Origin of the sequence: Halorussus limi (assembly GCF_023238205.1) — an archaeon.
GTDB lineage: Archaea > Halobacteriota > Halobacteria > Halobacteriales > Haladaptataceae > Halorussus > Halorussus limi.
Map to the genome: position 1 here is coordinate 19,379 of NZ_CP096661.1, position 24,734 is coordinate 44,112.

Genomic DNA, 24,734 nt, shown 5'->3' on the forward strand with positions numbered 1-24,734 from the left:
CGGATGATAGCCACTTTCGACTCGGTCTCGAAACGACTCGCCGCCTCAATCGAACTTCCCGGCGGCGACCATCGCGTGGAATCGCTCGCGGAACCGAACGAGACCCGTGTCCTTCCCGTCGTGGACCTGGTTCGTGAGCAGTACGGCGAACCGGTCGCGGTCGTGGTCTAGCCAAAGCGACGTCCCGGTGTAGCCGGTGTGACCGAGTCCGCGCCGCGACCAGTTCGGCGCGGGGTAGGTCCCGTCGGCGAGTCGCCACCCGAGACTGTGACGCTCCTCGCAGTCCGGGAGCCAGTCGTCCCGGAGTCGTTCGACGGTGGCGGCCGAGAGGAGCGTCCCGTCGGCGGCGAGGTACGCCCGCGCGAACGCCGCGAGGTCGTCGACGGTCGTGAACAGTCCGGCGTTGCCGCTGTGTCCGTCCATCGCCCACCCCAGCGGGTCGTGTACCTGCCCTCTGAGCGTGCGGTCCCGGTAGTCGTGGTCGTACGTCGCGGCGACGTTCTCTTCGTCGCTCACCGGACCGAGACGCGAGGCGTCCATTCCGGCGGGGTCGAAGACGCGGGTCTCGGCGAGTTCGTCTAGCGGGCGACCGGTCGCGCGCCGGAGCGCCTCCGCCAGATAGACGAAGTTGAGACAGCTGTACTCGTGTCGCTCGCCGGGGGCGGCGTCGAGCAGCGAGCGGTCCCGAAGGCCCGCGAGCGCCTCGGACGCCGAACTCCACGACTCCGAGAAGGCATATGGTTGCAGGCCGGAGCTATGAGTGAGAAGCTGGTCCAGTCGAATCTCGCCGCGACGGCGCCCCGCCAACTCGGGAACGTGACGGCCGAGTTCGTCCGAGAGCGCGATGTCGCCGGACTCGACGAGCGCGAGCGCAGTCGTGGCCGTCACGACCGGTTTGGTGAGCGAGGCGGCGTCGAACACCGTCGAGCGAGTCGTCGGGGCGTCGCGATCGGGGTCGCGCAGACCGACGGTGGAGACTCGGTCGATGCCGTCTGCGGTGCCGACCGCCGCCGCGGCGCCGGGGTAGACGCCGTCGGCGAGTCCGCGGGTCAGAAACGCTTCGAGGGGCGCGTTCGAGCGTGTCATCGTACTCGTGTACGGACGACCACCGTGTTAACTGTTGCAGTCCGAGCGTCCGGCGCTCGTCGGTCTCGACTTGCCGAGACGAGGAGAAAACTACGTCCGTCCGTCGTTCGTCCGAAATATGGGAACCGAAACGGAGTCGCCCGCGCCGCGTCAGTACGAGTTGACGAGGTCGATGTAGTAGTCCCAGTCCCAGTTGGCACCGGGGTCGGTGTGCGTGCTCTCGGGCACCTGCGAGTGGGCGATGATACCGCCGTTGGCCGGGTTCGCCGCGTCGTACGGGACGTTCGACGGGTGCTGCTTCGGGACGCCGTACTGGTCACAGAGCCAGCTGGCGAGCTTGGCCGACGCCCGGTACTGGGCGTCCTCGTAGCTCTCGCTGACGTAGCCGCCGTGTTCGATGCCGACCGAGTACGTGTTGTAGTTCGACCCGCCCGCGTGCCACGCGATGTTGATGTCGCTGACGCTCTGGTACTTGTGGCCGCCCTCGGAGACGGTGTAGTGGGCGCTCACGTCGGCGTCGGGGTCCTGGAACCAGTTGACCGCACTGCTGGCCGACCCCTGCACGGTGTGGATGACGATCCAGTCGATCTTGCCCGCACCGCGGTCCGCGGCCGTGTAGTTGCTCGAGTCGGCCGGTTCCCAGTCGACGGCCGGCTTCGCCGCCGCGGTACCGCTACCCAGTGCTGCGCCGCCGAGGCCGACCACACCGGCCGTGGCAGCGCGCTTCAGTACGTCTCGCCGAGTCGATTTCGCATCGTTGTTTTCTTGCATCGCATTTCAATTATTAAGTCGTGGCTACTTTAATTTATTTCTTAGAATAAAGACACTAGTTTAGGGTGCTTCCCGCGTGAATCTCACCTCGGTTCGACCGCCTCGTCGAAAACCTATTTGTGGCGTCCGACGGAACGACGTGGTAGATGACGTACGACGCGATTCTGTTCGACGTGGACGGCGTCCTGCTGGATCTACACGCGGACCATCCGAGCGTCTATCGGCAGGCGGTGGCGACGACCTTCGACGAGTTCGGCGTCTCGCCCGGGGACGCCGACCTCGACGCGTTCGTCTCGGGGGCGACGGTCGAGGAGATGCGCCGGACGTGTTCCGAACACGGCGTCGAGTTCGAGACGTTCTGGCCGCGACGCGAGACCAACGCGTCGGACCTCCAGTGCGAGATGATGGACGACGGCGAACGCCTCCCGTACGGCGACTGCGCCGTCCTACACGAACTCGTCGACGAACACGATATGGGCGTCGTCAGCAGCAACCAGCACGCGACCGTCGAGTACATGCTGGCGCGTTTCGACCTCGAACACCTGTTCGACGCGGTGTACGGTCGAGAACCGACGGTCGAGGGGTTCCGACGGACCAAACCCGACACCCACTACGTCGAGCGAGCGATGGCCGACCTTGGCGTGGCGGAGGGACTGTACGTCGGCGACAGCGCCTGCGACGTGTCGGCCGCCCGCCGCGCGGGTCTCGATTCGGCTTTCGTCCGCCGGCCACACCGCGAGGACTACGCGCTCCCGGAAGAACCGACGTACGAGATTTCGTCGCTCGTCGCGCTTCTCGACCTTCCCGGCGTCGCTCCGTCGTCGTCGTAGATTCGAACTCGTTCCGTTCTCTCGGCCTCGTTTTCTCGACTCCGAGAATTCCGGCGTATTTTCGCCGTCTTCGGTCGTCTTGCGGCGTTGCAGACGCCAGCACTCCGATTCGATTCTACCGAATCAGACTTCAGGACATCGGCGTCGGAGATACGCAGTCGTAACAGCTCCGGCATGATTCGACTCTGTTCGAAGGCGTTTCTGCCTAGCCGAAATAGGAGGAAGACCAGTTCTACCGCGTATTTATCGGGGTATCAGGTATAACCTTCCGATATCTACCCTTTACACCTCTAGTTCTGTAATGGCAACGTAAACGGTCGAATGGGGTGCGTTTCGCGCCGGTTTACTACGCTCGGCGGCGTTACGAGGAAAATCCGGCGCTTTCAGTCTGGTCGAAAGGGGAGACTGTCGGCGGACAGGCGCATCGCTCCGCCGACGAGGCGGAGTCGACCAGCGTTCAAATGGCGAAAAAGTAGTTCACCGGAGTCGAAACGACCGGAATCGACGGCGAGAGAGTACCGACGCTCTTACCGCGGCGGGCAGCGCTTCCCCATCACCACGGGGCGGGACGCGCCGGTCGCCTCGGGAACGTTGTTCGGAACCCCGTCCATCGCCGCGGCGGCGAGCAGAGCGAAGGCGACGGCCTCCTTCTCGTCGGCACCGACGCCGTACTCGTTGACGGTGCGCACCTCGGCTTCCACCGCGTCGTCGAGCATCCCGACGAGCGCCGGGTTGTACGCGCCGCCGCCGGAGACGACCACCTCGTCCGGGGTTCGCGGGAGGAACCGGCGGTAGGCGTCCGCGATGGAGCGAGCGGTCAGCGCGGTGGCGGTGGCGACGGCGTCCTCGTCCGAGAGGTTTCGAGCGCGACACGCGTCGAGAAACTTTCGGGCGTACGCCCGACCGAACCGCTCGCGCCCGGTCGATTTCGGCGGTTCGGAGCGGAAGTAGTCGTCGTCCAAGCACTCCTCGAGGAGCGCCTCGTCGACGGTTCCCGCGCGGGCGAGACACCCGTCGCGGTCGTACGTCCGTTCGCCGTCGGTCAGCAACTCCACGACGCCGTCGATGACCATATTCCCCGGCCCGGTGTCGAAGGCCGACACGTCGCCGCGGGTCGGGTCCGGCGGTAGCGCGGTGCAGTTGGCGATACCGCCGACGTTCTGGGCGACGCGAAAGCGGGTGTCGTCGGCCAGCAGGGCGAGGTCGGCGAACGGGACGAGCGGTGCGCCGTGGCCGCCGACTGCGACGTCCGCTGTTCGGAAGTCCGCCACCGTAGGCACGCCGGTTCGCTCGGCGACGACGCTGCCGTCGCCGATTTGTAGCGTCGAGCGCAGTCGGTCGTCGCCGACCGGGAGCGACTGCGGTTCCGGAACGTGGCGAATCGTCTGGCCGTGCGACCCGATTGCGTCCACGTCCGCGAGCGAGAGACCGGCGGCGTCCGCGGCGTCTTCGGCCGCGGCAGCGAACACCGCGCCGAGCGCCACGTTCAACTCGCACGCGTCGGCGACGGTTCCCGCCTCGCCACACGCCGCCGCGATTCGCTCGCGGAACGCGGGGTCGTACGGGCGCGTGACGAACGATTCGACGCTCACATCGTAGCCGCGCGGCCCGTCGCCGTCCCGGCGAATCCGACAGCAGGCGGCGTCCACGCCGTCGAGGGACGTGCCCGACATGAGACCGACGACGGTGCGCTCGCCGACTTCCTCGGGGGCGCATCGCTGGCGTCGGCGCGCGTCGAGTGACGCGTCGCTCACGCCGAGACCTCCTTTTCCAGCGTCTCGTACGCCAGCCATGGCTCGAATCCGAGTTTCCGGTAGTAGTCGAGCAGTCCCGTCCAGTCGATGACCGTCCGGTCGTACCGAGCGTCGCGGTACCGTTCGACGATGGTAGCTATCATCCACAGTCCCCAGCCGCGACCCCGGTACGACTCGTGAACGCCGAGCGGACCGAGACCGCAAACGGCACCGTCGAGGCGGTCGGCCCAGTTGACGTTCGCGCCGCGGTACGTCGAGTCCGGCGTGTTGGTCCGCGCGAATCCGACGGCCGTCCCGTCGTGTCGGAGGAGCCAGTAATCGGTGCCGCCGCCGGGAACGCGACAGACGTTTCGCGCCTCGTAGTACCAGCGTCCCGGGAACTGGTCGGCGAGGAACGAGCGGAGGTCGGCGTCGTCTGCGCCCACGCGCTCGACGGTCAGGTCCGGCCACGACTCGCCGACGCGGGCGACGCGCTCGCCCGGGTCGAACCCAGCGATGTCGCGTTGCAGGTCGTGGACGGTCCCGCGCGATTCGAACCCCGCGTCGCGGAGCGTCTCGCGGAGGCGGTCGAACTCGGTCGGCGCTCCGGGGAGGACCTGTCCGGGGTCGCCGCCGAAGCGGAGACGAGACACGCCGCGGTCGGTCGCGGCGCGCTCGACCGTCGCGAGCAGTTCGTCGGCGACGGCGCGCCGGTCGGCGACCGACGGGTCCACGGCGAACAGGCTAATCCAGCCCTGTTCGGGACCGGCGTAGTCGGGAATCCTCTCCACGAGTCGCTTTCCGACCGCGACGGCGACGACGCTCCCCTCTGAGACCGCGCCCCACGCAGTCACGTCGAGACCGTCGAAGGGGGCGAACACGCTCTGGGTCACTACTCGCTCGGGGAGCGAAAAACCCGGATGCGCGCGATTCCAGCAGTCGATACCGTCGCGGACAGTGGTGTAGTCGGTGAGCCTGCGAACCTCGAACTCCATCACCCTCCGTCTTCCTCGCGGGAGTACTTATAGGCCGGCGACGGTCGGACCCGTCACTCGGCGTCGCCGCGGCCGTCCGTCGGCGGGTCGTCGATGTCGTACATCATCGTCTCCAGTCGCTGGTCGAGACCCGCCGTGAGACCGCCGTCGATGGCGAGTTCGGCGCCCGTGACGAACGACGCCTCGTCGGACGCGAGAAAAGCCACGGCGGCCGCCACGTCCTCGGGGCGGCCGAACCGGTCGACCGGATACTGATTTAGCCACTCCTCGCGGACCGGTCCCTCGCTGGTGAGTTTCTCGCTCGACGCGTCGGTGATGATGCTCCCCGGACAGACCGCGTTCGAGCGGACGCCGTGTCGCCCGTACTGCGTGGCGATAATCCGAGACAGCGCGAGGACACCGTTCTTCGACGCGGAGTAGGCGGCGAGACCGATGCCGAGTCGGGCGTTGACCGAGGAGACGTGGACCATCGCGCCGCCGCCCGACTCGACCATCGCCGGGAGCGTCTCGCGCGCACAGAGGAACTGCCCTTTGAGGTTCACGTCCACGATTCGGTCCCACGTCTCCTCCGTGACTCGGTCCGGATTCCCGTCGTCGAACGAACCGCCGGCGTTGTTCACGAGCACGTCCACGCTCCCGTGGGCGTCCATCGTCGCCTCGACCATCGTCGAAACGTCGGTCGCGTCGCTCACGTCGGTGCGGACGAACTCGGCGGTGCCGCCGTCGTCCTCGATTGCGGCAACCGTCTCCGCACCGCCTTCTGCGTCCACGTCAGCCACGACTACGGTGGCGTCCTCGGCGGCGAGGCGTCTGGCGATAGCCCGGCCGATACCGTTGCTCGCTCCGGTGACGATAGCGACGTCTCCGCTTCGACTGCGGTCGCTTCTGTCCATGTAGTCGGTGTTTCGACTCCGACATGAACTGTCTTGCGGTCAGAGTCACCAATCTGTGACCCGACACGTTTTGCCACCGCCGGCGGTAATGTAAAAGAAACTACCAAAGGTTTTTAGTATCTTTTATCATTATTGTGAGTAAGTATGGTTAACGATAACCATGTCACCGGTGGCGACACCGACGGAAACAGGGTGACTCGGCGGCAGTGGCTCGCGCTCGGCGGTGGCGCGGCGCTGACAGGATTGGCCGGTTGTAGCGGCGACAACCCGAACGAGACGGACGTGACGATGAGTTCGAAGCCGGACGAGACCGACACCACCGGCGAGACGGACACCGAGCAGAGCGGTGGTTCGCCCGTGACAACGACGCTCAACATGCGCGCGCCGGTCAGTTGGCAACCGAGTAAGTCGAACGTCAATCCGTTCACCGACACCAAGAACACCGAGTACTGGATGGACTACATGTGGTCGGAGTCGCCGGTGTACCCGAACGCTCGGGGCGAACCCATCTACTGGCTCGCCGACGAGATAAACCTCAAGGGCGGCGGTTGCGAGGTCCACATCAAACTCAGCGAGGACTACACGTGGTGGGACGGTACCCCGGTAACTGCGAAAGACGTTCACACGACCCAGCTCATCAGCGACTACAAGAACTACATGGGTCCCGACCAGACCGAAGATAGCTGGGAGGTCGTGGACAAGTACACCGTCAAGAACGTCCTGCCCGGTCCGGCCAACCCCTCGCTGAAGAAGTCCCAGTACTACTCGGTCGTCGCCAAACACGACTACTTCAAGTCGTGGTTGGAGAAGTACGAGGACGCGAGCAACGAGAGCGCCGTCAAGCAGGTGACCAAGAACCTCCAAGAACACCGGATAACGCTGAACGACCTCACGGAGAAGGGGTTAGGCTGTGGCCTCTGGAAGCCGACGCAGCTCTCGCCGACGAAAGCCGTCCACGAGAAGTATCAAGACCACCCGCGCGCCGACTGGACGAACCTGGAAACGTTCAACTGGCACCTCATCTCCGAGAAACAGAAGGCGATTCAGGCGCTCAAGACCGGAAAGCTGGACATGGGCGACAAGACCGTCACGCAGGCCCAGTCCAACGACAGAGTCAGCATCTTCAACCGGTTCGGCACCTCCAGCATCGTGAAGTTGGCGATGAACTGGAACAACGAGCACCTCGCCCGCCGGCCGGTCCGCCGCGCCATCGCGTACCTCCTCGACCACGACGAACTGGTCAAGATAATCAAGACGACGCAGGGGCTGAAGTACAAGTCCCGAAGCACCGTCAACGGGTTGTCCTCGAAGCAGGCCCAGAAGTGGGGCGGGAAGAGCTTCCAGAACAAACTCATCGGCTACGGTCGAAAGTCACAGCCGGAGAAGGCGAAGAAGGTCCTGCAGGACGCCGGCTACTCGAAGAAAGGCGGCGTCTGGGTCGGGCCGAACGGGAGCAAGGTCAACGACCTCACCTACCTGACGCCGCCGTGGAACATCTACGAGACCATCGGGAACTACCTCAGCCCGAAACTCGACAAGTTCGGATTCAAGAACAAACTCATCATCCCGTCGTCGAGCGGCTTCTGGAAGCGGTGGACCGACACCCACGACTTCGACATGGTCAACTGGTTCTCGAACACCTCACACCCGGGGAACGCCTTCGCGACCAACAGCGTGGCCGGTCTGGGCAAGTACAACGAAGTCGCCACCGTCAAGCAACCGAAGGGCAAGTGCAAGGTCAATCGCACGACGCCCGAACTCAGCCAGCCGCGGAGCAAGAAACTCAACCACCCCATCCGGCCGAAGTTCCCGAAGAAGGTGGGCACAATGGGAACCGGGGGCGAGCAACAGACGCTCTACCCCGTCAAGTGGAACGACATCATCACCCAAACCCAGTCCGCGGACGAGGTCAAGAAGTACGCCAAGAAGTTCATGTGGTACATGAACTGGCAGGTGCCTCACATCGGCTTCTACGACGAGACGAGGGCGTACTGGGGCAACACCGACAAGTTCAATTTCCCCACCGGAAAGGTGGACGACCACCCGAACGCCAAGGAGACGAAGTCGGAACACTTCACGAACGCGATGGAGTTCCTCTCGAAGGGTCACATCAGCGCGAAGACCAAGTGAAGTCCAGACGGGTCGAACGTCCGACCGACCGCATTTTTTACTGACGTGACGTCACCGCCGACCGGATTTTCCTCGCGGCGTCACCTCCGATGGCACTTCAGAAGGACTCCCGCCGTCGGTACCGCGAGGACGGCGGCACCGACGAGGTTGAGGATGCCGACGACGTGCGAGGCGGTTCCTGGTTCCGTGCCGAGCACAAACACGACCGAGAGCACCCCCGCGAGACACTCGAACGCGAACAGCATGGCGAACTTATCGCTGTTCGAGCAGACGTAGTCGAAGAACGTCGGTGAGTGAGACATTTTCTCGTGAGGACGTTTTTCGACAGGAATTAAGTATCTTGCCCCGACGTTCCCGCGTCGGTCGTGCGAACCACCGCGTGCGGGACGCCACACTCCGGACACTCGTAGTGGTCGCGCTCGAACGTCCGGCCGCACCTGATGCACTGATAGGGGTCGCGCTCGTCGTCCGAGTCGCCGACGAGTTCGAGGAGTCGCGAGAGCAGCGACATACGCGAACGTGCGGCGCGGGCGTAATGAGCCTTCCTCTCTCTGTGCGAAGAACCCCCATAGCTTTATTGAGGTGGGAGAAATACAGGCAGGATAGCACGATGTATTATGCGAAGCGAATCGGCCAATCAGTGCTGGTGTTTTTCATCGCACTGACAGTAACGTTCGCTCTCTACCGGATGTTACCGTTCGGTCCGGTCGAGATGGTCAAGGTTCGACTGATGAAACAACTGATCGAACAGGGCCAGAGCCCGTCGGCCGCGCAGATGCAGACCATCAACTCGATGGTCAAAACGTACACCGGTATCGACCCGTCGGTGCCGTGGTACGTCTCCTACTACGAGTACCTGAAGAACATCGTCCTCTATCAGGACTTCGGGCGGTCGATATTCAAGAACAAGCCTGTGTTCGACATCCTCTTCCGAGCGATGCCGTGGTCGGTGTTCATCAGCATCTACGGCCTCGCGCTCGGGACGACCGTCAGTCTGCTGTTCGGCGCCGTCATGGCGTACAACGAGGGGAGCAAGTTCGACGCCGTGATGACCATCGTCTCCATCGGCAACAGCACGGTTCCCTACTACGTCGTCGCCATCCTCACGCTCATCGTCTTCTCGTTCAACCTCGGGTGGTTCCCCAGCGGGGGGCGCATGAACCCCTCGACGACGCCCGGCCTCAACTTGCCGTTCATCGTCGGCGTCGTCAAGCACGCGGCGCTCCCGGTCTTCTCGGCGTTCATCGCCAGTTTCGGCGGCGCGCTGGCGTTTCGCGGCAACTGCATCCGCGAGATGGGCGAGGGATACATCCGTGTCGCCCGACTTCGCGGCATCAGTCAGGGTCGAATCGCGATTCGCTACGTCGGCCGTAACGCGCTGTTGCCCGTCTACACCAACATCATGATGGGCATCGCGAGCGTCTTCGGGAGCAGCATCATCCTCGAGACGATATTCAACTACCCTGCGATGGGGATGGTGACGTTCAACGCGCTCATGAACCGGGACTACCCGCTCATCATGGGGTCGTTCATCTTCTTCACGATAATCACGCTGTTGGGCATCCTCGTCGCCGACCTCACGTACGGTATCATCGACCCGCGCGTCAAAGGAGGGAAGGAACGTGAAACCTACTGACGACCCGACCGAATCGGCCGACGACGCCGACGGTGCGGCCGTTCGCACCGACGGCGGAACCGGTAGCCGCTCCGGCGGGACCGGCGGCGTGGACGAGACGCTGTTCACGCAGACGTCGAACGTGCCCGACCCGACGGTCCGCGAGAAGGTCGAGCGAGCGTTCGAGCGCCGCGTCTACGCCCCCGCGGCGATACTCCTGAACGATTGGCGGGGACTCGTCGGGTCGGTCATCCTCGTCGGATTCGTCCTCATGGGGACGGTCGGCGTCTACGTCGTTCCCGAACCCACCGTGATGGAGGGGCCCATCTTCGTGCCGCCGTTCACGAACTGGTCGTACCCGCTCGGGACCGGCGTGATGGGCGAGTCACTCTTCAAGCAAGTCGTTCACGCGACGCCCGCGATGTTGCAGATGATAACCGCCGGTGCGCTGCTCTCGGTCGTCCTCGGGACCGGAATCGGAACCGTCGCGGGCTACCGCGGCGGTCGCACCGACAAGACCCTGATGACGCTGACCGACACCGTCCTCACGATTCCGGGGCTGGTCCTCATCATCGTGCTGGCGACAATCTATCAGCCCGAAAACCCCTTCGTGGTCGGTCTCATCCTCGGCATCGACAACTGGCCGCGGCTGGCGCGAACCATCCGCTCGCAGGTGTTGAGCATCCGCGAGGAGGCGTTCACCGAGGCGTCGCGCATCATGGGGCTGTCGGACCCCCACATCCTCCGCCGAGACGTCATCTCGAACCTGATGCCGTACATCACGGTGAACTTCGCCAACAGCGCGCGCCGCATCATCTTCGAGTCGGTCGCGCTATACTTCCTCGGCATCCTTCCCCAATCGCAACTCAACTGGGGCGTGATGATGGACGACGCGTACACCGGCGCGAACCTGACGAACCCGAACCAGATTCACTGGTTGCTGGTTCCGATGGCGCTCATCGTCCTCATCTCGCTCGGGTTCATCCTGCTGGCGCAGGGACTCGACCGCGTCTTCAACGTCAAACTCCGGGCCCGCCACGAGGGGTCGGCGAACGGCGGAGGTGACGCGACGTGAGTACCGCATCGACCGGACGCGTGACGTCCGTCCTGCTGGCGATTCGACAGTCGTTCCTCGCCTTCGTTACGGCCATCGGCGTCGGTTGCTGCCTGCTCGCCGTCCTGCTGTCGGAGTACGTCCTCGCCGGACTGTCGTACGGCGTCCTCGCGGGGATGTTCGCCATCTGGGGCGTGAGCGCGTTCGTCTACGCCGTCGTCGGCCACCTCGGACTCCGACTCATCGGGTACCGCTAACCAGACCAATGACACGACAAACCACACGATTCATGTCTGCTTTCGACACTGCGACGCCGCCGTATCGCCGCGCCAACCGAGACAGACCCCCGGAACCGACCGGCGGGGTCCGCGGAATCGCCGACCGGAGGTGACAGCAATGGCAACGGAACACCGACCTACCAAGGCGGACGACGACCGCGCCGACGAGGAGGTCATCTTGGAGGTACGGGACGCCAGCGTCTCGTTCAGCACTGACGACGAAGACTCTCGAGTCCTGCGCGACGTGAACCTCACCGTTCGCGCCGGCGAAGCGCTCGGCGTCGTCGGGGAGAGCGGGTCGGGCAAGTCGATGCTCGCCTCGGCGATGCTGGACGCCGTCGTCTCGCCGGGACAGGTGAGCGGCGAGGTCATCTATCACCCGCCGGAGGGGACTCCCGTCGACGTCCTCTCGCTCTCGCGGGAGGAACTGATGGACCTCCGCTGGAACGAGATTTCGTTCGTCATTCAGGGCGCCCAGAGCGCGTTCAACCCGACGATGGTCATCGGCGACCACTTCGAGGAGACGCTGCGCGCGCACGACGCGGACGTGGCCGAGGGCATGGAACGCGCCCGCGAACTGCTGGCCGACCTCTACCTGCCCGCGGACCAAGTGCTGAACTCCCACCCGCACGAACTCTCGGGCGGCATGAAACAGCGCGCGCTCATCGCGCTCGGACTCGTCCTCGACCCGAACGTGGTCGTGATGGACGAACCGACGGCCGCGCTCGACCTCCTGATGCAACGGTCCATCGTCAGCATGCTAGAGAGCCTCCGGGAGAAGTACGACCTCACGCTGGTATTCGTCACCCACGACCTGCCGCTGGTCGCGGACCTCGCCGACCGACTCGCCGTAATGTACGCCTTCGACCTCGTGGAACTCGGCCCGACCGACGAACTCATCGAGAACGCGGCCCACCCGTACACGCGCGCGCTTCTCAACGCGGTTCCCAACATCTCCGACCGGGCGATGGACATCGAGGGCATCGAGGGGACGAGTCCCAACCCCGCCTCGCTGCCCGCCGGCTGTTCGTTCCACCCCCGGTGTCCGCTCGCGGACGAGACCTGCGAGCGGAACGACCCGGAGATGCGGGACGTGGACGGCGACCACGAGGCCGCCTGTTTCCACTGGCAGGACGCCCGCGAGGAAGTCCCGCTGATGCTCGGCGACCCGGAGGACACCATCGACCGCGAGTACGGCGACGGAAACGCCGGAGGTGCGTCTCGATGAGCGGCGCGGACGACGAACCGCTGCTATCGCTCCGGAACGTGAGCGTCCACTTCGAGGACGAACAGCTGTTCGGTCTCGCCGGTTCGGAGACCGTCCGCGCCGTCGACGACGTGAGCCTCGACGTCCACGAGAACGACGTGGTGGCGCTGGTCGGCGAGTCGGGGTGCGGCAAGACCACGCTCGGGAAGACCGCCATCGGCGTCCAGCGACCCACCGACGGCAACGTGCGGTACCGCGGTCAGGATGTCTGGGAGGCGAAGGACGCGAAGGGGTTCCTCGGCGGCGGGGGCGACGTGACCCACTCGTGGGAGGAGATTCGACGGTCGCTCCAGATGATTCACCAGGACCCCGGGAGTTCGCTGAACTCGAACTTCACCATCGAGTCGATACTCTCGGCGCCGCTGAAGAAGTGGGAACCCGAGATGAGCGAGGCCGACCGCCGGGTCCGCATCTACGGCCTGCTCGAATACGTCGGCATGACGCCCGCGGAGGACTACGCCAGCCGATACCCCCACCAACTGTCGGGCGGCGAACAACAGCGCGTCGCGCTCATCCGGGCGCTGTTGATGAACTCGGACCTCATCCTCGCCGACGAGGCCATCAGCGCACTCGACGTGTCGCTACGCGCGGAGATGATGGACCTCATGCTCGAACTACAGGAGGAGTTCGACACCTCCTACCTGTTCATCTCGCACAACCTCGCCAACGCGAAGCACCTCACTCAGCGGGCGGGCGGTCGCATCGGAATCATGTACCTCGGCGAACTCGTAGAAATCGGCACGCCCGAGCAGATAATCCACGACCCACAGCACCCCTACACGAAGGTGTTGCTGTGGGCGACTTCGGACCTCCAGAACAGGTCGGAGGGCGTCTCGACGCCTCCGGTTCGGTCGCTCGACATCCCCGAACCGACCGACCCGCCCTCCGGGTGTCGGTTCCACACGCGCTGTCTCGAAGCGCGGGAGGTCTGCACGCGCGAGTGCCCGTCGCTCGACGACCACGACGGCGACGGCCGACGGACCGCCTGCTTCCGCGCGGACCCGGACCACGAGTACTGGGAGAGCGAACCGCTCGACGGCGCTGAAACCGAAGAAAGCGCGACCGGTAACCGAAGCGAACGCGGTGCGGCCGGAGACGACTGAGGCCGCTACGACCGCCCGCTCGGAGGTCTCCTCTCAGTCGACGCGGTACTGTTCGACCTTCTGCTCGTCCACGTCGATGCCGAGTCCCGGGCCGTCGGGAACCGGGTACGCGCCGTCCTCGACCTCGAACGGGTCCTCGACGATGTAGTCGTCCCACCCGTAGTAGACGCTGTCCGGCGGCAGGTTGATGCCGGGCGTGCTGGCCACGGTGTGGAGCACCGCCGCGGTCTTGACCCCGAGGTCGAACCCGCAGTGGTGGGTGACGGAGACGCCGGCGTTGGCGGCCATCGCGACCTGTTCGCGGACGCGGAGGATGCCGCCCGCTGGGACGAGGTCCACGACGGCCACGTCGATGGCGTCGGCCTGGAGGAGGTATCGGAGGTTCCGCGGGAAGTAGGTGTCCTCGTTGACCGCGACGGGCGTCCGCACGCGGTCCCGGAGCGACGCGTACGTGCCGTAGGTGTCGATTCGGACGGGTTGTTCGAGGTACTGGAGCAGGATGCCCTCCTCTTCGAGTCGGGTGGCGACCCGGACCGCGTCCTCGAACGACCACCCCTGATTGGGGTCGAGGCGGAACTCAAGTTGGCCGTCGACCTCCTCGTGCATCGCTCGGATTCGCGCCACGTCCTCGCGCCAGTCGGGACCCGCCTTCGTCTTCAGCGTCGAGAACCCGTGTTCGACCGCTCGTCTGGCGTACGTGCGCGACTCCTCGGGACCGAGGATGCCGAGGCAGGTGGCGACGGGAACTCGGTCGCGGGTCTTCCCGCCGAGGAGTCGGTGGACGGGTTGGCCGACCGACTTGCCGAACGCGTCCCAGAGCGCGGTCTCGACCGCACCGAGGAACGGCCGCACTTTCACGTACGGGAAGTAAAACGAGTCCACGAAGTCGCGTATCTCGCCGACTTCGCGGCCGACGAGTTCGGGGGCGACGACGTCGTCCATCACGGCCTTCGTCACTGCCGCGGACTTCATTCCGACGAGCATCTCGCCCCACCCGGTCACGCCGTCGTCGGTATCGACCCTGACGAGCATGCGCGTGACGGACTCGACTTCGTCGTGATTGCTCACGTAGGGCGCGAGGCCGAGGTCGGATTCGAGCGGCGCTACGTCCATCTCCACCGGGATGGCGGTGACGTTCGTAATCGGCATACCTGTCCCTCGTAGCCCACCTACAAATAATTCGTCACTGTGGCGGACGCCGCCAGCGACGACGGAGACGGGGTCGGTCCGCAGTTTTTATGCCGCCGCCGGGTGTCGCGAGAATCGATGCCAACCGAGACAGTTCGCGTTCTCGTCGTCGGTGCCCACCCCGACGACTGCGACCTCAAAGCCGGCGGCGTCGCCTGTAAGTACGCCGACCGCGGTGACGAAGTGCTGTTCGTCTCGATGACGAACGGCGAGGCGGGCCACCACGAACTCGCGGGCCGGGAACTGGTAGAGCGCCGCCGCGCGGAGGCCGAGGCCTCGGCGGCGGTCGCGGGCGCCGAGTTCGAGATGTTCGACGTTCCCGACGGGCGACTCGAACCGTCGCTAGAGAACCGCGACCGCCTCATTCGGACGATTCGGGAGTTCCGCCCGGATCTCGTCCTCACCCACCGACCGAACGACTACCACCCGGACCACCGGTACACCGCCCAACTCGTGCGGGACGCCGCCTACCTCGTCGCGGTGCCGAACGTCTGTCCGGCGACACCCGCGCTCGACCGGAATCCCGTCTTCGCGTACCTGAGCGACGGGTTCGACCGGCCGTACCCCTTCTCGCCGGACGTGGTCGTGGACGTGGACGACGTGGCCGACCGGAAGTTCGAAATGCTCGACTGCCACGAGTCCCAGATGTACGAGTGGCTTCCCCACGTCGAAGACGCGTTAGCGGAGGTCCCCGACGACCCCGACGCGCGCTTCGAATGGCTCCGGGACGGCGGCCTGCCCCACGTAGAGGCGCTCGCGGACGTGTCGGACCGCTTCCGCGACGCGCTGGTCGAGCGCTACGGCGCGGACGGCGAGGACGTTCGCTACGCGGAGGCGTTCGAGGTGAGCGAGTACGGCCGACCGCTGACCGACGACGCGGCCGAGCGCCTGTTCCCGTTCTGAGGAGTCGGCGCCAGCGGTGTACTTATGTCGCGGGCGTTCGAGACGACGGACGATGACGAACGTCCTCCTCGCCGGAGAGTCGTGGGTGACCGTACAGTTCGAAATCAAGGGCCGAAACGTGCTGCAAGACAGTCAGTACGGTGAGGCCGCCGACCGGTTCGTCTCGACGCTGGAGGAGGTCGGCGCGTCGGTGACGTACCAGCCGTGTCACGTCGCGGCGGAGTCGTTCCCCCGAACGACGGCGGAACTCGACGAGTACGACCTCGTGATTCTCAGCGACGTCGGCGCCGACACCCTCCAGATTACGGACCGAGTCGCCGACGGCGACACCGACGTCGACCGGTGTGCGCTGCTCGCGGAGTGGGTCCGGGAGGGCGGTGCGCTCGGCATGGTCGGCGGCTACATGAGTTTCGCGGGGAAGGGCGGCCAAGCCCGGTACGGGCGGACGCCGGTCGCGGACGTGTTACCGGTCGAAGTGTCCGCGGGCGACGACCGGGTCGAGACGCCCGACGGGGCGGTTCCCCAAAACGAGGGCGTGCCGGGCGCCGACCTCCCCGCGGAGTGGCCCCACGTCCTCGGCTACAACCGGACCGTAGCGAAGTCTGACGCGGACGTCTGGGCGACGGTCCGAAGCGACCCGTTCCTCGCGGTCGGCGACTACGGCGACGGGAGTTCGTTCGCGTACGCGACCGACTGCGCGCCCCACTGGGCGCCGGAGGGACTGCTCTCGTGGGACCACCTCCCGACGCTCTGGAGACGCGTCCTCGACCGCGTGACGTAGCGGGTCGGTCGCGGTCAGGGGAGTTCGTCGAGGTAGGCGTTCCACACGGCCATCGGTTCCTCGCAGGCTATCTCCGAAATGGTCCGACAGCCGTCGTAGCCCCACACGAACACGCTGTCCGCGCCGGTGTCGAGCGCGGTCCGGGTCGCGGTCCGAACGTCGTCGGCGGCCGACTCGCCCGACAGGCCGAAGCCCTGAATCCAGAGTTGGCTCCGGAGACCGTGGTCGTCGGCGACCTCGACCAGTTCCTCGCCGTACCGCGCGACGTACTCGCCGGGGTCGGCGTCCTCGGTGAACGCCGCCCAGTAGGGGTCGGTCGCCAGCACGTCGATGTGGTCGCTCTCGGCCATCTGCGCCCAGTCGCGCGGCCCGTGGTCGGCCGACTGGGTGGGCATGAGACAGACGGCGTTCTCCGCGCCCTCCTCGCTACCCAGAGCCATCATCTCGTCGAGGAAGTCGAGCATCGAGGCCTCGCGGAACCGGGAGACTCGCTCGGTCTCGGTCGCCGGCATCGGTTCGTCGTACCGCTCGCGGTACCGCTCCCGGCAGTGGTCGCACCGACAGCACCACACGTCGTCGGGGTAGCCGTCCTCGTACCAGTGGACGTCGTGCCAGTGGGGTTCGTCCCAGAAGAGAACGTCCGCGCCGAGTCCGGCGGCGTCCTCGGTCCACCCGCGCATGAACTCCCGGAACGCCGGGTCGTTGAAACAGGCGGCCGGAACCCGCTCGCCGGTGCTGAGCACCTGCCGGGAGTCCGGGTTGTGGGCCACGAACCGGGAGAACTCCTCGCCGCCGAAGACGCCGCCGACCGCCCACGGGTTGACGTACGTCGTCAGCCCCCGGTCGCGACTCGCCGCGACGATGTCGGCCATCGTCTCGCGATAGAACGCCCGGTCGCGCTCGCTGAACGTGTGGAGGACGGCGTCGAGTCCGGCCTCTCGAAAGCGGTCCAAGTCCGCCGCCGCGTGTTCTGGGTCCTGTACGCCGAAGTAGCTCGTACCGGCTTCTGTGTCGGGCATGGAACGCGTCGTGCTATCGATGCACATCCGAGAACCATGAACGTACCGGTGGGCGAAGGGAGAAAAAGGGTCGAAGTGAGTCGAAATGGGCCGAGGCGAGGTAGACCGAGACGGGCGGCGAACGCCGAACCTATTTAACGCAGGCCGCGCCAGACGTTCGTATGCCACCCGAGACCATCTACGAGGAGTTGGGCGTCCCGCACGTGGTCAACGCGACGGGGACGAAGACCCGCATCGGCGGGAGTCGAATCCGGCCGGAGGCCGTCGACGCGATGGCCCGCGCGTCGGAGGCGTTCGTGCGCCTCTCGGACCTGCAGGCCAGGGCGAGCGAACTGATAGCGGACGTGACCGGGGCGGACGCGGGCTACGTCGCGTCCGGCGCGGCGAGTGCGCTCGCGCTCGGCGCGGCGGCCTGCATCGCGGGCGACGACCTCGGAGCGATGGCCCGCCTCCCCGACACCGAGGGCGTCGCCGACGAAATCGTGATGGCCCGGACCCACCGGACCGGCTACGACCACGCGCTCCGGGCCGCGGGCGCGACAGTCGTGGACGTCGGGACCAACGACAAGCACCTCGGCACCGGGTCGCGGAACGTCGAACCGTGGGAAATCGAGGACGCCATCGGCGAGGACACCGCGGCGGTCGCCTACGTCGAGAAGTCCTACACAGAACCGCCGCTCGACGTGGTGTGCGACATCGCCCACGACAACGGCGTTCCCGTAATCGTGGATGCGGCCGCCGAACTCCCGCCGACGAGCAACCTCTCGGCGTTCGTGGACGCCGGTGCTGACCTCGTGGCGTTCAGCGGCGGGAAGGCCGTCCGCGGCCCGCAGACGACCGGTATCCTCGCCGGGCGAGAGGAGCTCGTCGAGTCGGTCGCGGCCCAGCACCTCGACATGCACGCCGCCGAGCAGGTGTGGGAACCGGCGCGCGAACTCGTGGACCCCGAGGAACTCGGCGGCGTCCCCCGGCAGGGAATCGGTCGCCCGATGAAGGTCGGCAAGGAGGAACTCGTCGGCCTGATTCGCGCGCTCGAACTGTTCGTCGAGGAGGACCACGACGCCCTCACCGAGGAGTGGCGCGAACGCGCGGAGCGAATCTCCGCCGACCTCGATTCTGTCGCCGGATTCGACACCTCGCTCACGGCCGACGACAAGACCGCGGTTGCGCCCGAAGTCATCGTCTCGGTGGACCCGGACGTCGCCGGCGTCTCGGCGGCCGACGTGGTCGGCGGACTCCGGCGCGAGGAACCCCGCGTGTTCGTCGGCGCGGACGCGCTCCCGGCGGGCGAGTTCACGGTCAACCCGATGTGTCTCACCGACGCGGAGGCCGACTACGCCGTCGAACGCATCGCCGCACAGGTCGAATAGTGAGACGGTCGAAATCTGTGGCGGAAGCTACAGCGTGTCGAACTCCACGACGGTCTTTATCACGTCGTCGCCGGTCTCGAACGCTCGCTCGACCTCGTCGGGACCGTAGACGCCGGTGACGAGTTCGTCGGTGAACCACTCGGGGAACGCAGCGAGCGACTCCTCGGCCGCCTCGTACTGCTCGACGTTGGAGTTGACGCTCCCGAGCAGCGCCTTGTTCTGCAACACCATCTCGCGGTGGATACGCCCGCCGTCGAGTTCGACCGTCCCGTCCGAGGGGATGCCGAGCAGTGCCCCGACGCCGTTCGGCGCGAGCGCAGTCACCGTCTCGAACGCGTGGGGCGCGTGTCCGGTCGCCTCGTAGACGAAGTCCATCGCCTCGTGAGCGTCTAGCACCTCGGGGAGCGGCGTCTCGCGCGAATCGACGTAGGTCGCGCCGAGGCGCTCGATTATCTCTATCGTCGGGTCGGGTCGGTCGCGCCGACCGAGGCAGTAGCACCGCTCGAAGTCGTCGCGTTCGACCAGCATCGCCAGCGTCAGGAGACCGAGCGGCCCGTTGCCGAGGACGAGCGCGGACTCGGGCTCCCACTCGAACGCCGACCGACTGGCGTAGGCGTGTTCGAGGGCCTTCTCGGTGTTGCTGACCGGTTCGACGAGGAACCCGGTGGTCGCGAAGTCGTCGGGGACGCCGACGAGAAATCGCTCGTCGCTGGTGAAGTAGTCGGCCATGTAGCCGTGCGCGCCGACGATTCCCCGTTCGAGGTATGCGCCGTCGGGAGCCATGTCGGGTTCGCCGCGCTCGAAGTGCTCGTTTCCCGCTCCCGGCGGCCGCCGGACCGTCGGGACGACGAGGTCGCCCGCGTCGAATCGGGTCCCGTTCGGGTCCTCTACGACCCCGACCGCCTCGTGGCCGAGAATCTGGTAGTCCGTGCCCTCGGGAAAGCCGCCGTGGCTCCCGCCGACGACTTCGTGGTCGGTGCCGTCGATGCCGACTCGGAGCGTCCGAACCAGCGCTTCGCCGGTGTCGGGAGTCGGTTTCGGCACGTCGACGACTCGGGGCGTCGATTCACCGCGCCGAACTGCGATGGCTCTCATCGGTCGGTCACTCCTCACTCCTCCGTCCCGCGGGCGCTGGCGACGACTTCGATTTCGACGCCGATGTCGATGGGGAGGTCCTCGACTTGGACCGCGCTCCGGGCGGGATACGGTGACGACATGTACTCGGCGTACACCTCGTTGATGGCGTCGTAGTCGTCCATGTCCTGCACGAAGACGGTCGCTTTCACCACGTCGTCGAGCGAGCGGTCGGCCGCCGCGAGGACCGCTTCGACGTTTTCCAGCGTTCGCTCGGTCTGTTCCTCGATGGTGTCGCCGACGATGTCGCCGGACTCGGGGTCGACCGGTCCCTGCCCCGAGACGTATATCCGGTCCCCGTCGCGGATACCCTGCGAGAAGGGGCCGATGCTCGGCGGCGCGGCGTCGGTGCTAATTTCCTCCATCGGTTCCCTCCCGTCGAGTGCGAGGAGTCGATGTCGTCGTTCGCGGGTCGCCGCGGCGGGCGAACGACGGACTAACTGCTCGTGCGGTCTCCGGTCTGCGTACCGTCATCAGACGTGTAATCAGACCGCGGAAGTATAAAACCAATCCACGCTTTGGGACAGGGGTTTGGGAGTCTCAGTCGGTTCGACGGCGGTCTGTTTTGTTTGTTTTTCACAATTTTAGTTGGTCGGCGCCCTCGATTGAGAATGCTGTGTTTTATCGCCTAGGTACACGCATTATCTATCCTTTTCCCATCAAAGGTTGAGTTACAAGAATAGTTCGTGGTTTTTCTGAACGGTAACGCAGATTATTAGGCCTCTATCTTTCGTGTTCGGTTCCGGAGTTTTGTGAATGTTATTCAGGTCGCACGGAGCATATACCCCCTCATGAGCCAGCTTCCCTATGTTTCTGCATCGTTCGTCACGAACGGATATTTGACCGAGGTATTGAATAGTTTTGTGTTACATCTACACTTCTACTTCATTCGAAGAGCGCGCCGAGCGCCCGACCACTGGACACCGGTCGAAGCGGCGAGTGGGGTCGGCGGGTCCCCGAGAGTCAGCGCTCGTGAACGCGCATCGGCATCCCGTTCCGGGGGTGCATCGTCAGCGTCGGCCAGAGTTCCGGTTCGTCGTCGCGGGTGTATTCGAGACGGTACTGCTGTGCGGTGCGTGTGAGGATGAGTTTCGCCTCTAATTTGGCGAGGTGCTTGCCGATGCAGTGGCGGGGTCCGCCGCCGAACGGGAAGTAGGCGAAGCGCGGCCGGTCGGCGTCGCGGGTCCAGCGGTCGGGGTCGAACGCGTCCGGATTCTCCCAGTAGCGGTCCGAGCGGTGCATCGCCCACTGCGAGAGCATGATGGCGGCGTCTTCGGGGATGCGATAGCCGCCTAGCTCTACCGGTTCCGTCGCTTCGCGGAACATCGCGTACACCGGCGGGTAGAGGCGCATCGCCTCGTCTACGACCTGCTCGACGTAAGTGAGGTCGCCCACGTCCGTCATCGTCGGCGGGTCGTCGCCGAGAACCTCCGCTACCTCCTCGTGGACGCGGCGCTCGGCGTCGGGATGCTGAGAGAGGAGGTACCACGTGTAGGTCAGCGTGAGCGCGGTGGTGTCGTGGCCCGCCAGAAGCATCGTCATCACCTCGTCGCGTATCTGGCGGTCGGACTGCTCGCCGCGGTCCTGTGCCCGGAGCAGAATCGACAGCAGGTCGTCGGGGCCCTCGTCGGTGTCGGCGTCGCCGTGCGTGCCGCGTCGCTCGGCGACGATGTCGTCGATGACGCTCTCCATCGTCCCGACTGCGTTCCGGTACTCGCTGTCGCCGGGCATCGGGAGCCACTGGGGCGCGGCGAACCGGACCGGGTCGGGTTCGAAGCGCGCGCCGAGCGGAAGCAAGGCCTCGCGGATGGTCCGGACGCGTTCGTCGTTCAGGTCGGTGCCGAGCATCAGGTCAACGATGACCGCCAGCGTCACCTGCGTCATGTCCTGTTCCACGTCCACCACCGCACCGTCGGCCCAGTCGGCGAGCAGGTCGTCGTTGTGAGCGACGATGTCGTCGGCGAACCCCATCAGTCGGCGCGCGTCGAACGCGGGGTTCGCGAGTTGGCGCTGGTCGCGCCACGTCTGGCCCTCGCTGAGCAGGAGCCCCTTCCCGAGCAGGTCGCCCAGCGCGTCGCTCTGGAAGTCCGGCTTGCGGAACTTCTCGGCCTCCGAGACCAACACGCGCTCCACGTCGGCCGGGTCGGTCAACAGGTAGGTGTTCAGCGGGCCGAGGTCGAACTGCACGACGTCGCCGTACGCCTCCTCAAGCGCCGAGAGGAACCGGAACGGGTCGCGGGCGTACCGGCGGCTACTGCCGAACAACGGTTCTCCGCGCGGGCCGGGCGGTGACGAACTCATCGGTACTCTGTTGGGCTCTACGCGAATGAATCCAACGGTGGGGTCACTCCGGTTCGTAGGGGTTGGTCGCGGTGTCGAGCCGATACACGTCGTCGGCGGCGTCGAAGTCGTTGTCGAACGCGTAGAGGTAGCCGAGCCCCTCGGTCTGCATGTACGCGACGATGCAGGCGTCCACGAACGAAAACGAGGCGTGCTGGCGAAACAGCGCCTTCGCGGTGGCGAACCCGTCTGCGGTGAGCGAGTCGATGTGGAAGCGGGCGTTCTCTTCGAGACGGTCGAGTAAGTCGACGCCGGCGTCGTGTCCGGCGTGCGTGACGAGTCCGTTCATCGTCTCGGCGAGGACGTAGTCGAGGACGACGCCTTCGGGGAGCGTCCCGCCGTCGATACCCCGGAGAACCGGCAGCGCATCGTCGTGAGACGCGTCGCGTCGATACGCCGCGGCGAAGAGGACGGACGTATCGAGGACCGCACGCGGCATCTACTCCGTCCCCCACGCGTCGTGGTCCGTCGTCGCGTCAGTCGCCTCGTCCCCCTCGTAGCCCTCGAACTCCGCGAAGGTTCCCGTCCGTTGCTGGACGACTTCGACGCGGAGGGTTCCGTCGTCGGCGAGCGTCCAGCGGAGGTGGTCGCCGTCTTCGATGTCCAGTTCGCGCCGAATCCGGGCCGGAATGTTCGCCTGATTCCCTGACACTTTACTCTCTGCCCCCACGCGGTCGCTGCTCATGCGAAACCGTACGAACTGGAACACGAAAAGGCTAGTGTACTCGCACACTAAACTGGGTTCGTCACCCTTTTCGGCGCTTTCGAAGGTTCGACGACTTCGGAATCTCCGGTGATTCGGTGGCGCGGAGTCAGTCCTTCGCGGCCTGACAGGCCTTGACGACGAGTTCGGGGTCGTCAAGCAGTTGGTTGACGGTGTAGCCGCCCTTGCCTTTGCCGCGGCCGCGGCGGTCCTGCTCGATGATGGAGAGGAACTCGAGTTCCGAGAGGATGTCACGGACGCGGCGCTGTTTCAGCGGCGAGAGACCGTCCTGCTCGCAGAGTTGGCGGTACATCTCGTAGACGTCGGTGTTGGGGACCTCGGGAGTCCCCTCGGGGGCCTGCTGGACTTGGAACGCGAGCGCGAGCAGGACCTGCTGGGAGTGGGGCGGCGACTTCGAGATGAGTTCCGAGAGCCGGTTCTGCTCCTCGCGTTCCTGGGCCTGCTCGACGTGTTCCTCGTCGACGGTGCTGTCGCCCTGTTTCTCCGCGATTTCCCCGGCGAACCGGAGGATATCGATGGCCTTCCGGGCGTCGCCGTGTTCGCGGGCGGCGAGTGCCGCGACCTTCGGGATGACACCGTCCTCGATGACGCCGTCGGCGAAGGCGTCGCTCCGCGCTTCGAGAATCTGTCGGAGTTGGGTCGCGTCGTACGGCGGAAAGACGTAATCGACCTCGCAGAGACTACTCTTGACGCGCTCGTTCAACTTCTCCTTGTACCGAATCTTGTTGGAGATGGCGATGGTGGCGACCTTCCCGTCCTGCAGTTTCTCGGACTCGGCGGCGCGCGAGAGTTGCATGAGGACGGAGTCGTTTTCGAGTTTGTCCACCTCGTCGAGGATGATGATGGCGACGTCGTAGAGGTCGTCGATGACGTTCCAGAGGCGCTTGTAGTAGGCCGCGGTCGAGATGCCGGTCTCGGGGATGGAGACGCCGGTCTGCCCAGCGTGGTTGAGTTGCGTGCCGGCGTTGCGGACGGCCTGCGTCTCGGTGGAGTCCTGAAGGCAATCGACGTAGGCATAGCCGACGTGAACGTCGTTGTCGGACGCTTCTCGGACGAGTTGTCGGCTGATGAACTTCGAGCAGAGCGATTTGCCGGTTCCGGTCTTGCCGTAGAGAAAGACGTTGTTCGGCGTGTTGCCGTCGAGGGCGGGACGGAGAGCGCGGCCGAGGCTCTTGAGTTCTCCTTCGCGACCGATGATGTCGTCGTCGTCCTCGGGGAGATGAGAAATCTGGAGGAGTTCCTTGTTCTCGAAGATGGGGCCGTCCCCGAAGTAGTCGATGGAGCTTGACATCCCTTTGTGGGTTGCTCGGTGGAAACGCATATCAATATTTGGATTCGTTAACGCCGGTTTGCCGCTGTACGCCCCCCTCGTTGCCGCTGTAAGTTTCGGATTTATAGAATACTGCGGCCGACGTGTGCGTCTCCCACCCCTCGTTGCCGCTGTAAACGGGCGAAGTTCCGCTGTAAGCGCGGAATATACGTGTTGGTCGAGTCCCATTTTCGACGGGGTTCTCGAGCGG

General features: G+C 65.5%; 25 protein-coding genes. 10 read left to right on the forward strand and 15 right to left on the reverse strand.

What is annotated here, in order from left to right:
* Positions 1 to 45: 45 nt before the first annotated feature.
* Both M0R89_RS20290 and M0R89_RS20295 read right to left on the reverse strand, forming a co-directional pair.
* Entirely contained in the window at positions 46 to 1,086 is a 1,041-nt protein-coding gene (locus tag M0R89_RS20290) for a serine hydrolase domain-containing protein (RefSeq protein ID WP_248652843.1), read from the reverse strand.
* A 150-nt stretch (positions 1,087 to 1,236) separates the two neighbouring features.
* A complete protein-coding gene (locus M0R89_RS20295) occupies positions 1,237 to 1,857 on the reverse strand; it encodes an N-acetylmuramoyl-L-alanine amidase (protein WP_248652844.1) in 621 nt (206 codons plus the stop codon).
* A gap of 146 nt (positions 1,858 to 2,003) precedes the next feature.
* Here M0R89_RS20295 and M0R89_RS20300 point away from each other — a divergent pair, with 146 nt between their 5' ends.
* A complete protein-coding gene (locus tag M0R89_RS20300) occupies positions 2,004 to 2,687 on the forward strand; it encodes an HAD family hydrolase (RefSeq protein WP_248652845.1) in 684 nt (227 codons plus the stop codon).
* 527 nt (positions 2,688 to 3,214) lie between these two features.
* Here the strand turns inward: M0R89_RS20300 and M0R89_RS20305 are convergent.
* Genes M0R89_RS20305 through M0R89_RS20315 form a run of 3 tightly spaced genes read right to left on the reverse strand, consistent with a single transcriptional unit; the run spans position 3,215 to position 6,308 of the window.
* Complete coding sequence (locus M0R89_RS20305; protein WP_256478577.1) at positions 3,215 to 4,441, reverse strand: anhydro-N-acetylmuramic acid kinase; 1,227 nt, start codon at positions 4,439 to 4,441, stop codon at positions 3,215 to 3,217.
* Positions 4,438 to 5,415 (reverse strand): GNAT family N-acetyltransferase, encoded by a 978-nt coding sequence (locus M0R89_RS20310; protein WP_248652846.1) that lies wholly within the window; start codon positions 5,413 to 5,415, stop codon positions 4,438 to 4,440. The genes M0R89_RS20305 and M0R89_RS20310 overlap by 4 nt, the downstream gene beginning before the upstream one ends.
* Before the next feature lie 53 nt (positions 5,416 to 5,468).
* Positions 5,469 to 6,308, reverse strand: a complete 840-nt coding sequence (locus M0R89_RS20315) for an SDR family NAD(P)-dependent oxidoreductase (protein WP_248652847.1) — start codon at positions 6,306 to 6,308, stop codon at positions 5,469 to 5,471.
* A 144-nt stretch (positions 6,309 to 6,452) separates the two neighbouring features.
* On the opposite strand from M0R89_RS20315, the gene M0R89_RS20320 reads away from it, so the two are divergent.
* Positions 6,453 to 8,438: an ABC transporter substrate-binding protein gene (locus M0R89_RS20320; RefSeq protein ID WP_248652848.1), complete on the forward strand. Its 1,986-nt coding sequence runs from the start codon at positions 6,453 to 6,455 to the stop codon at positions 8,436 to 8,438.
* Between the two features lie 80 nt (positions 8,439 to 8,518).
* Here the strand turns inward: M0R89_RS20320 and M0R89_RS20325 are convergent, their stop codons facing one another.
* Positions 8,519 to 8,740 (reverse strand): hypothetical protein, encoded by a 222-nt coding sequence (locus M0R89_RS20325; protein WP_248652849.1) that lies wholly within the window; start codon positions 8,738 to 8,740, stop codon positions 8,519 to 8,521.
* A gap of 29 nt (positions 8,741 to 8,769) precedes the next feature.
* Positions 8,770 to 8,949, reverse strand: a complete 180-nt coding sequence (locus M0R89_RS20330; protein WP_248652850.1) for a hypothetical protein — start codon at positions 8,947 to 8,949, stop codon at positions 8,770 to 8,772.
* 219 nt (positions 8,950 to 9,168) lie between these two features.
* Here M0R89_RS20330 and M0R89_RS20335 point away from each other — a divergent pair, with 219 nt between their 5' ends.
* The 5 genes from M0R89_RS20335 (at position 9,169) to M0R89_RS20355 (ending at position 13,755) form a co-directional block, all read left to right on the forward strand.
* Positions 9,169 to 10,074 (forward strand): ABC transporter permease, encoded by a 906-nt coding sequence (locus M0R89_RS20335; protein WP_248652851.1) that lies wholly within the window; start codon positions 9,169 to 9,171, stop codon positions 10,072 to 10,074.
* Positions 10,061 to 11,128 (forward strand): ABC transporter permease, encoded by a 1,068-nt coding sequence (locus M0R89_RS20340; RefSeq protein WP_248652852.1) that lies wholly within the window; start codon positions 10,061 to 10,063, stop codon positions 11,126 to 11,128. Before M0R89_RS20335 ends, M0R89_RS20340 begins: the two co-directional genes overlap by 14 nt.
* Complete coding sequence (locus tag M0R89_RS20345; protein ID WP_248652853.1) at positions 11,125 to 11,364, forward strand: hypothetical protein; 240 nt, start codon at positions 11,125 to 11,127, stop codon at positions 11,362 to 11,364. Before M0R89_RS20340 ends, M0R89_RS20345 begins: the two co-directional genes overlap by 4 nt.
* 139 nt (positions 11,365 to 11,503) lie before the next feature.
* The gene (locus M0R89_RS20350) at positions 11,504 to 12,613 is read left to right on the forward strand and encodes an ABC transporter ATP-binding protein (RefSeq protein WP_248652854.1); all 1,110 of its coding nucleotides are present in this window, start codon (positions 11,504 to 11,506) and stop codon (positions 12,611 to 12,613) included.
* Positions 12,610 to 13,755 (forward strand): ABC transporter ATP-binding protein, encoded by a 1,146-nt coding sequence (locus M0R89_RS20355; protein WP_248652855.1) that lies wholly within the window; start codon positions 12,610 to 12,612, stop codon positions 13,753 to 13,755. Before M0R89_RS20350 ends, M0R89_RS20355 begins: the two co-directional genes overlap by 4 nt.
* Positions 13,756 to 13,788: 33 nt before the next feature.
* Here the strand turns inward: M0R89_RS20355 and M0R89_RS20360 are convergent, their stop codons facing one another.
* Positions 13,789 to 14,904, reverse strand: coding sequence for a mandelate racemase/muconate lactonizing enzyme family protein (locus tag M0R89_RS20360; protein WP_248652856.1), 1,116 nt, complete (start codon positions 14,902 to 14,904; stop codon positions 13,789 to 13,791).
* Positions 14,905 to 15,021: 117 nt separating this feature from the next.
* On the opposite strand from M0R89_RS20360, the gene M0R89_RS20365 reads away from it, so the two are divergent.
* Both M0R89_RS20365 and M0R89_RS20370 read left to right on the forward strand, forming a co-directional pair.
* Complete coding sequence (locus M0R89_RS20365; RefSeq protein WP_248652857.1) at positions 15,022 to 15,846, forward strand: PIG-L deacetylase family protein; 825 nt, start codon at positions 15,022 to 15,024, stop codon at positions 15,844 to 15,846.
* A 52-nt stretch (positions 15,847 to 15,898) separates the two neighbouring features.
* The gene (locus M0R89_RS20370) at positions 15,899 to 16,627 is read left to right on the forward strand and encodes a glutamine amidotransferase (protein ID WP_248652858.1); all 729 of its coding nucleotides are present in this window, start codon (positions 15,899 to 15,901) and stop codon (positions 16,625 to 16,627) included.
* 14 nt (positions 16,628 to 16,641) lie between these two features.
* On the opposite strand, the gene M0R89_RS20375 is transcribed toward M0R89_RS20370, so the two are convergent.
* Positions 16,642 to 17,646: a hypothetical protein gene (locus M0R89_RS20375; protein ID WP_248652859.1), complete on the reverse strand. Its 1,005-nt coding sequence runs from the start codon at positions 17,644 to 17,646 to the stop codon at positions 16,642 to 16,644.
* A 161-nt stretch (positions 17,647 to 17,807) separates the two neighbouring features.
* Here M0R89_RS20375 and M0R89_RS20380 point away from each other — a divergent pair, with 161 nt between their 5' ends.
* Positions 17,808 to 19,016, forward strand: coding sequence for an aminotransferase class V-fold PLP-dependent enzyme (locus M0R89_RS20380; RefSeq protein WP_248652860.1), 1,209 nt, complete (start codon positions 17,808 to 17,810; stop codon positions 19,014 to 19,016).
* Between the two features lie 27 nt (positions 19,017 to 19,043).
* On the opposite strand, the gene M0R89_RS20385 is transcribed toward M0R89_RS20380, so the two are convergent.
* From M0R89_RS20385 to M0R89_RS20410, 6 genes are all read right to left on the reverse strand, one after another.
* Positions 19,044 to 20,111, reverse strand: a complete 1,068-nt coding sequence (locus tag M0R89_RS20385; RefSeq protein WP_248652861.1) for a glucose 1-dehydrogenase — start codon at positions 20,109 to 20,111, stop codon at positions 19,044 to 19,046.
* A gap of 14 nt (positions 20,112 to 20,125) precedes the next feature.
* The gene (locus M0R89_RS20390) at positions 20,126 to 20,515 is read right to left on the reverse strand and encodes a Rid family detoxifying hydrolase (protein WP_248652862.1); all 390 of its coding nucleotides are present in this window, start codon (positions 20,513 to 20,515) and stop codon (positions 20,126 to 20,128) included.
* A gap of 598 nt (positions 20,516 to 21,113) precedes the next feature.
* A complete protein-coding gene (locus tag M0R89_RS20395) occupies positions 21,114 to 22,451 on the reverse strand; it encodes a cytochrome P450 (protein ID WP_248652863.1) in 1,338 nt (445 codons plus the stop codon).
* A gap of 43 nt (positions 22,452 to 22,494) precedes the next feature.
* Entirely contained in the window at positions 22,495 to 22,929 is a 435-nt protein-coding gene (locus tag M0R89_RS20400; RefSeq protein ID WP_248652864.1) for a PIN domain-containing protein, read from the reverse strand.
* Positions 22,930 to 23,175 (reverse strand): AbrB/MazE/SpoVT family DNA-binding domain-containing protein, encoded by a 246-nt coding sequence (locus M0R89_RS20405; RefSeq protein ID WP_248652865.1) that lies wholly within the window; start codon positions 23,173 to 23,175, stop codon positions 22,930 to 22,932.
* 127 nt (positions 23,176 to 23,302) lie between these two features.
* Positions 23,303 to 24,505, reverse strand: coding sequence for a Cdc6/Cdc18 family protein (locus M0R89_RS20410; RefSeq protein ID WP_248652866.1), 1,203 nt, complete (start codon positions 24,503 to 24,505; stop codon positions 23,303 to 23,305).
* Between the last annotated feature and the right edge of the window lie 229 nt (positions 24,506 to 24,734).

Coding starts and splice junctions, on each gene's coding strand:
- M0R89_RS20290 (WP_248652843.1), bottom strand. CDS start 1,086: ATGACACGCTCGAACGCGCCCCTCGAAGCGTTTCTGACCCGCGGACTC.
- M0R89_RS20295 (WP_248652844.1), bottom strand. CDS start 1,857: ATGCAAGAAAACAACGATGCGAAATCGACTCGGCGAGACGTACTGAAG.
- M0R89_RS20300 (WP_248652845.1), top strand. CDS start 2,004: ATGACGTACGACGCGATTCTGTTCGACGTGGACGGCGTCCTGCTGGAT.
- M0R89_RS20310 (WP_248652846.1), bottom strand. CDS start 5,415: ATGGAGTTCGAGGTTCGCAGGCTCACCGACTACACCACTGTCCGCGAC.
- M0R89_RS20315 (WP_248652847.1), bottom strand. CDS start 6,308: ATGGACAGAAGCGACCGCAGTCGAAGCGGAGACGTCGCTATCGTCACC.
- M0R89_RS20320 (WP_248652848.1), top strand. CDS start 6,453: ATGGTTAACGATAACCATGTCACCGGTGGCGACACCGACGGAAACAGG.
- M0R89_RS20325 (WP_248652849.1), bottom strand. CDS start 8,740: ATGTCTCACTCACCGACGTTCTTCGACTACGTCTGCTCGAACAGCGAT.
- M0R89_RS20330 (WP_248652850.1), bottom strand. CDS start 8,949: ATGTCGCTGCTCTCGCGACTCCTCGAACTCGTCGGCGACTCGGACGAC.
- M0R89_RS20335 (WP_248652851.1), top strand. CDS start 9,169: ATGAAACAACTGATCGAACAGGGCCAGAGCCCGTCGGCCGCGCAGATG.
- M0R89_RS20350 (WP_248652854.1), top strand. CDS start 11,504: ATGGCAACGGAACACCGACCTACCAAGGCGGACGACGACCGCGCCGAC.
- M0R89_RS20355 (WP_248652855.1), top strand. CDS start 12,610: ATGAGCGGCGCGGACGACGAACCGCTGCTATCGCTCCGGAACGTGAGC.
- M0R89_RS20360 (WP_248652856.1), bottom strand. CDS start 14,904: ATGCCGATTACGAACGTCACCGCCATCCCGGTGGAGATGGACGTAGCG.
- M0R89_RS20365 (WP_248652857.1), top strand. CDS start 15,022: ATGCCAACCGAGACAGTTCGCGTTCTCGTCGTCGGTGCCCACCCCGAC.
- M0R89_RS20370 (WP_248652858.1), top strand. CDS start 15,899: ATGACGAACGTCCTCCTCGCCGGAGAGTCGTGGGTGACCGTACAGTTC.
- M0R89_RS20375 (WP_248652859.1), bottom strand. CDS start 17,646: ATGCCCGACACAGAAGCCGGTACGAGCTACTTCGGCGTACAGGACCCA.
- M0R89_RS20380 (WP_248652860.1), top strand. CDS start 17,808: ATGCCACCCGAGACCATCTACGAGGAGTTGGGCGTCCCGCACGTGGTC.
- M0R89_RS20385 (WP_248652861.1), bottom strand. CDS start 20,111: ATGAGAGCCATCGCAGTTCGGCGCGGTGAATCGACGCCCCGAGTCGTC.
- M0R89_RS20390 (WP_248652862.1), bottom strand. CDS start 20,515: ATGGAGGAAATTAGCACCGACGCCGCGCCGCCGAGCATCGGCCCCTTC.
- M0R89_RS20395 (WP_248652863.1), bottom strand. CDS start 22,451: ATGAGTTCGTCACCGCCCGGCCCGCGCGGAGAACCGTTGTTCGGCAGT.
- M0R89_RS20400 (WP_248652864.1), bottom strand. CDS start 22,929: ATGCCGCGTGCGGTCCTCGATACGTCCGTCCTCTTCGCCGCGGCGTAT.
- M0R89_RS20405 (WP_248652865.1), bottom strand. CDS start 23,175: ATGAGCAGCGACCGCGTGGGGGCAGAGAGTAAAGTGTCAGGGAATCAG.
- M0R89_RS20410 (WP_248652866.1), bottom strand. CDS start 24,505: ATGTCAAGCTCCATCGACTACTTCGGGGACGGCCCCATCTTCGAGAAC.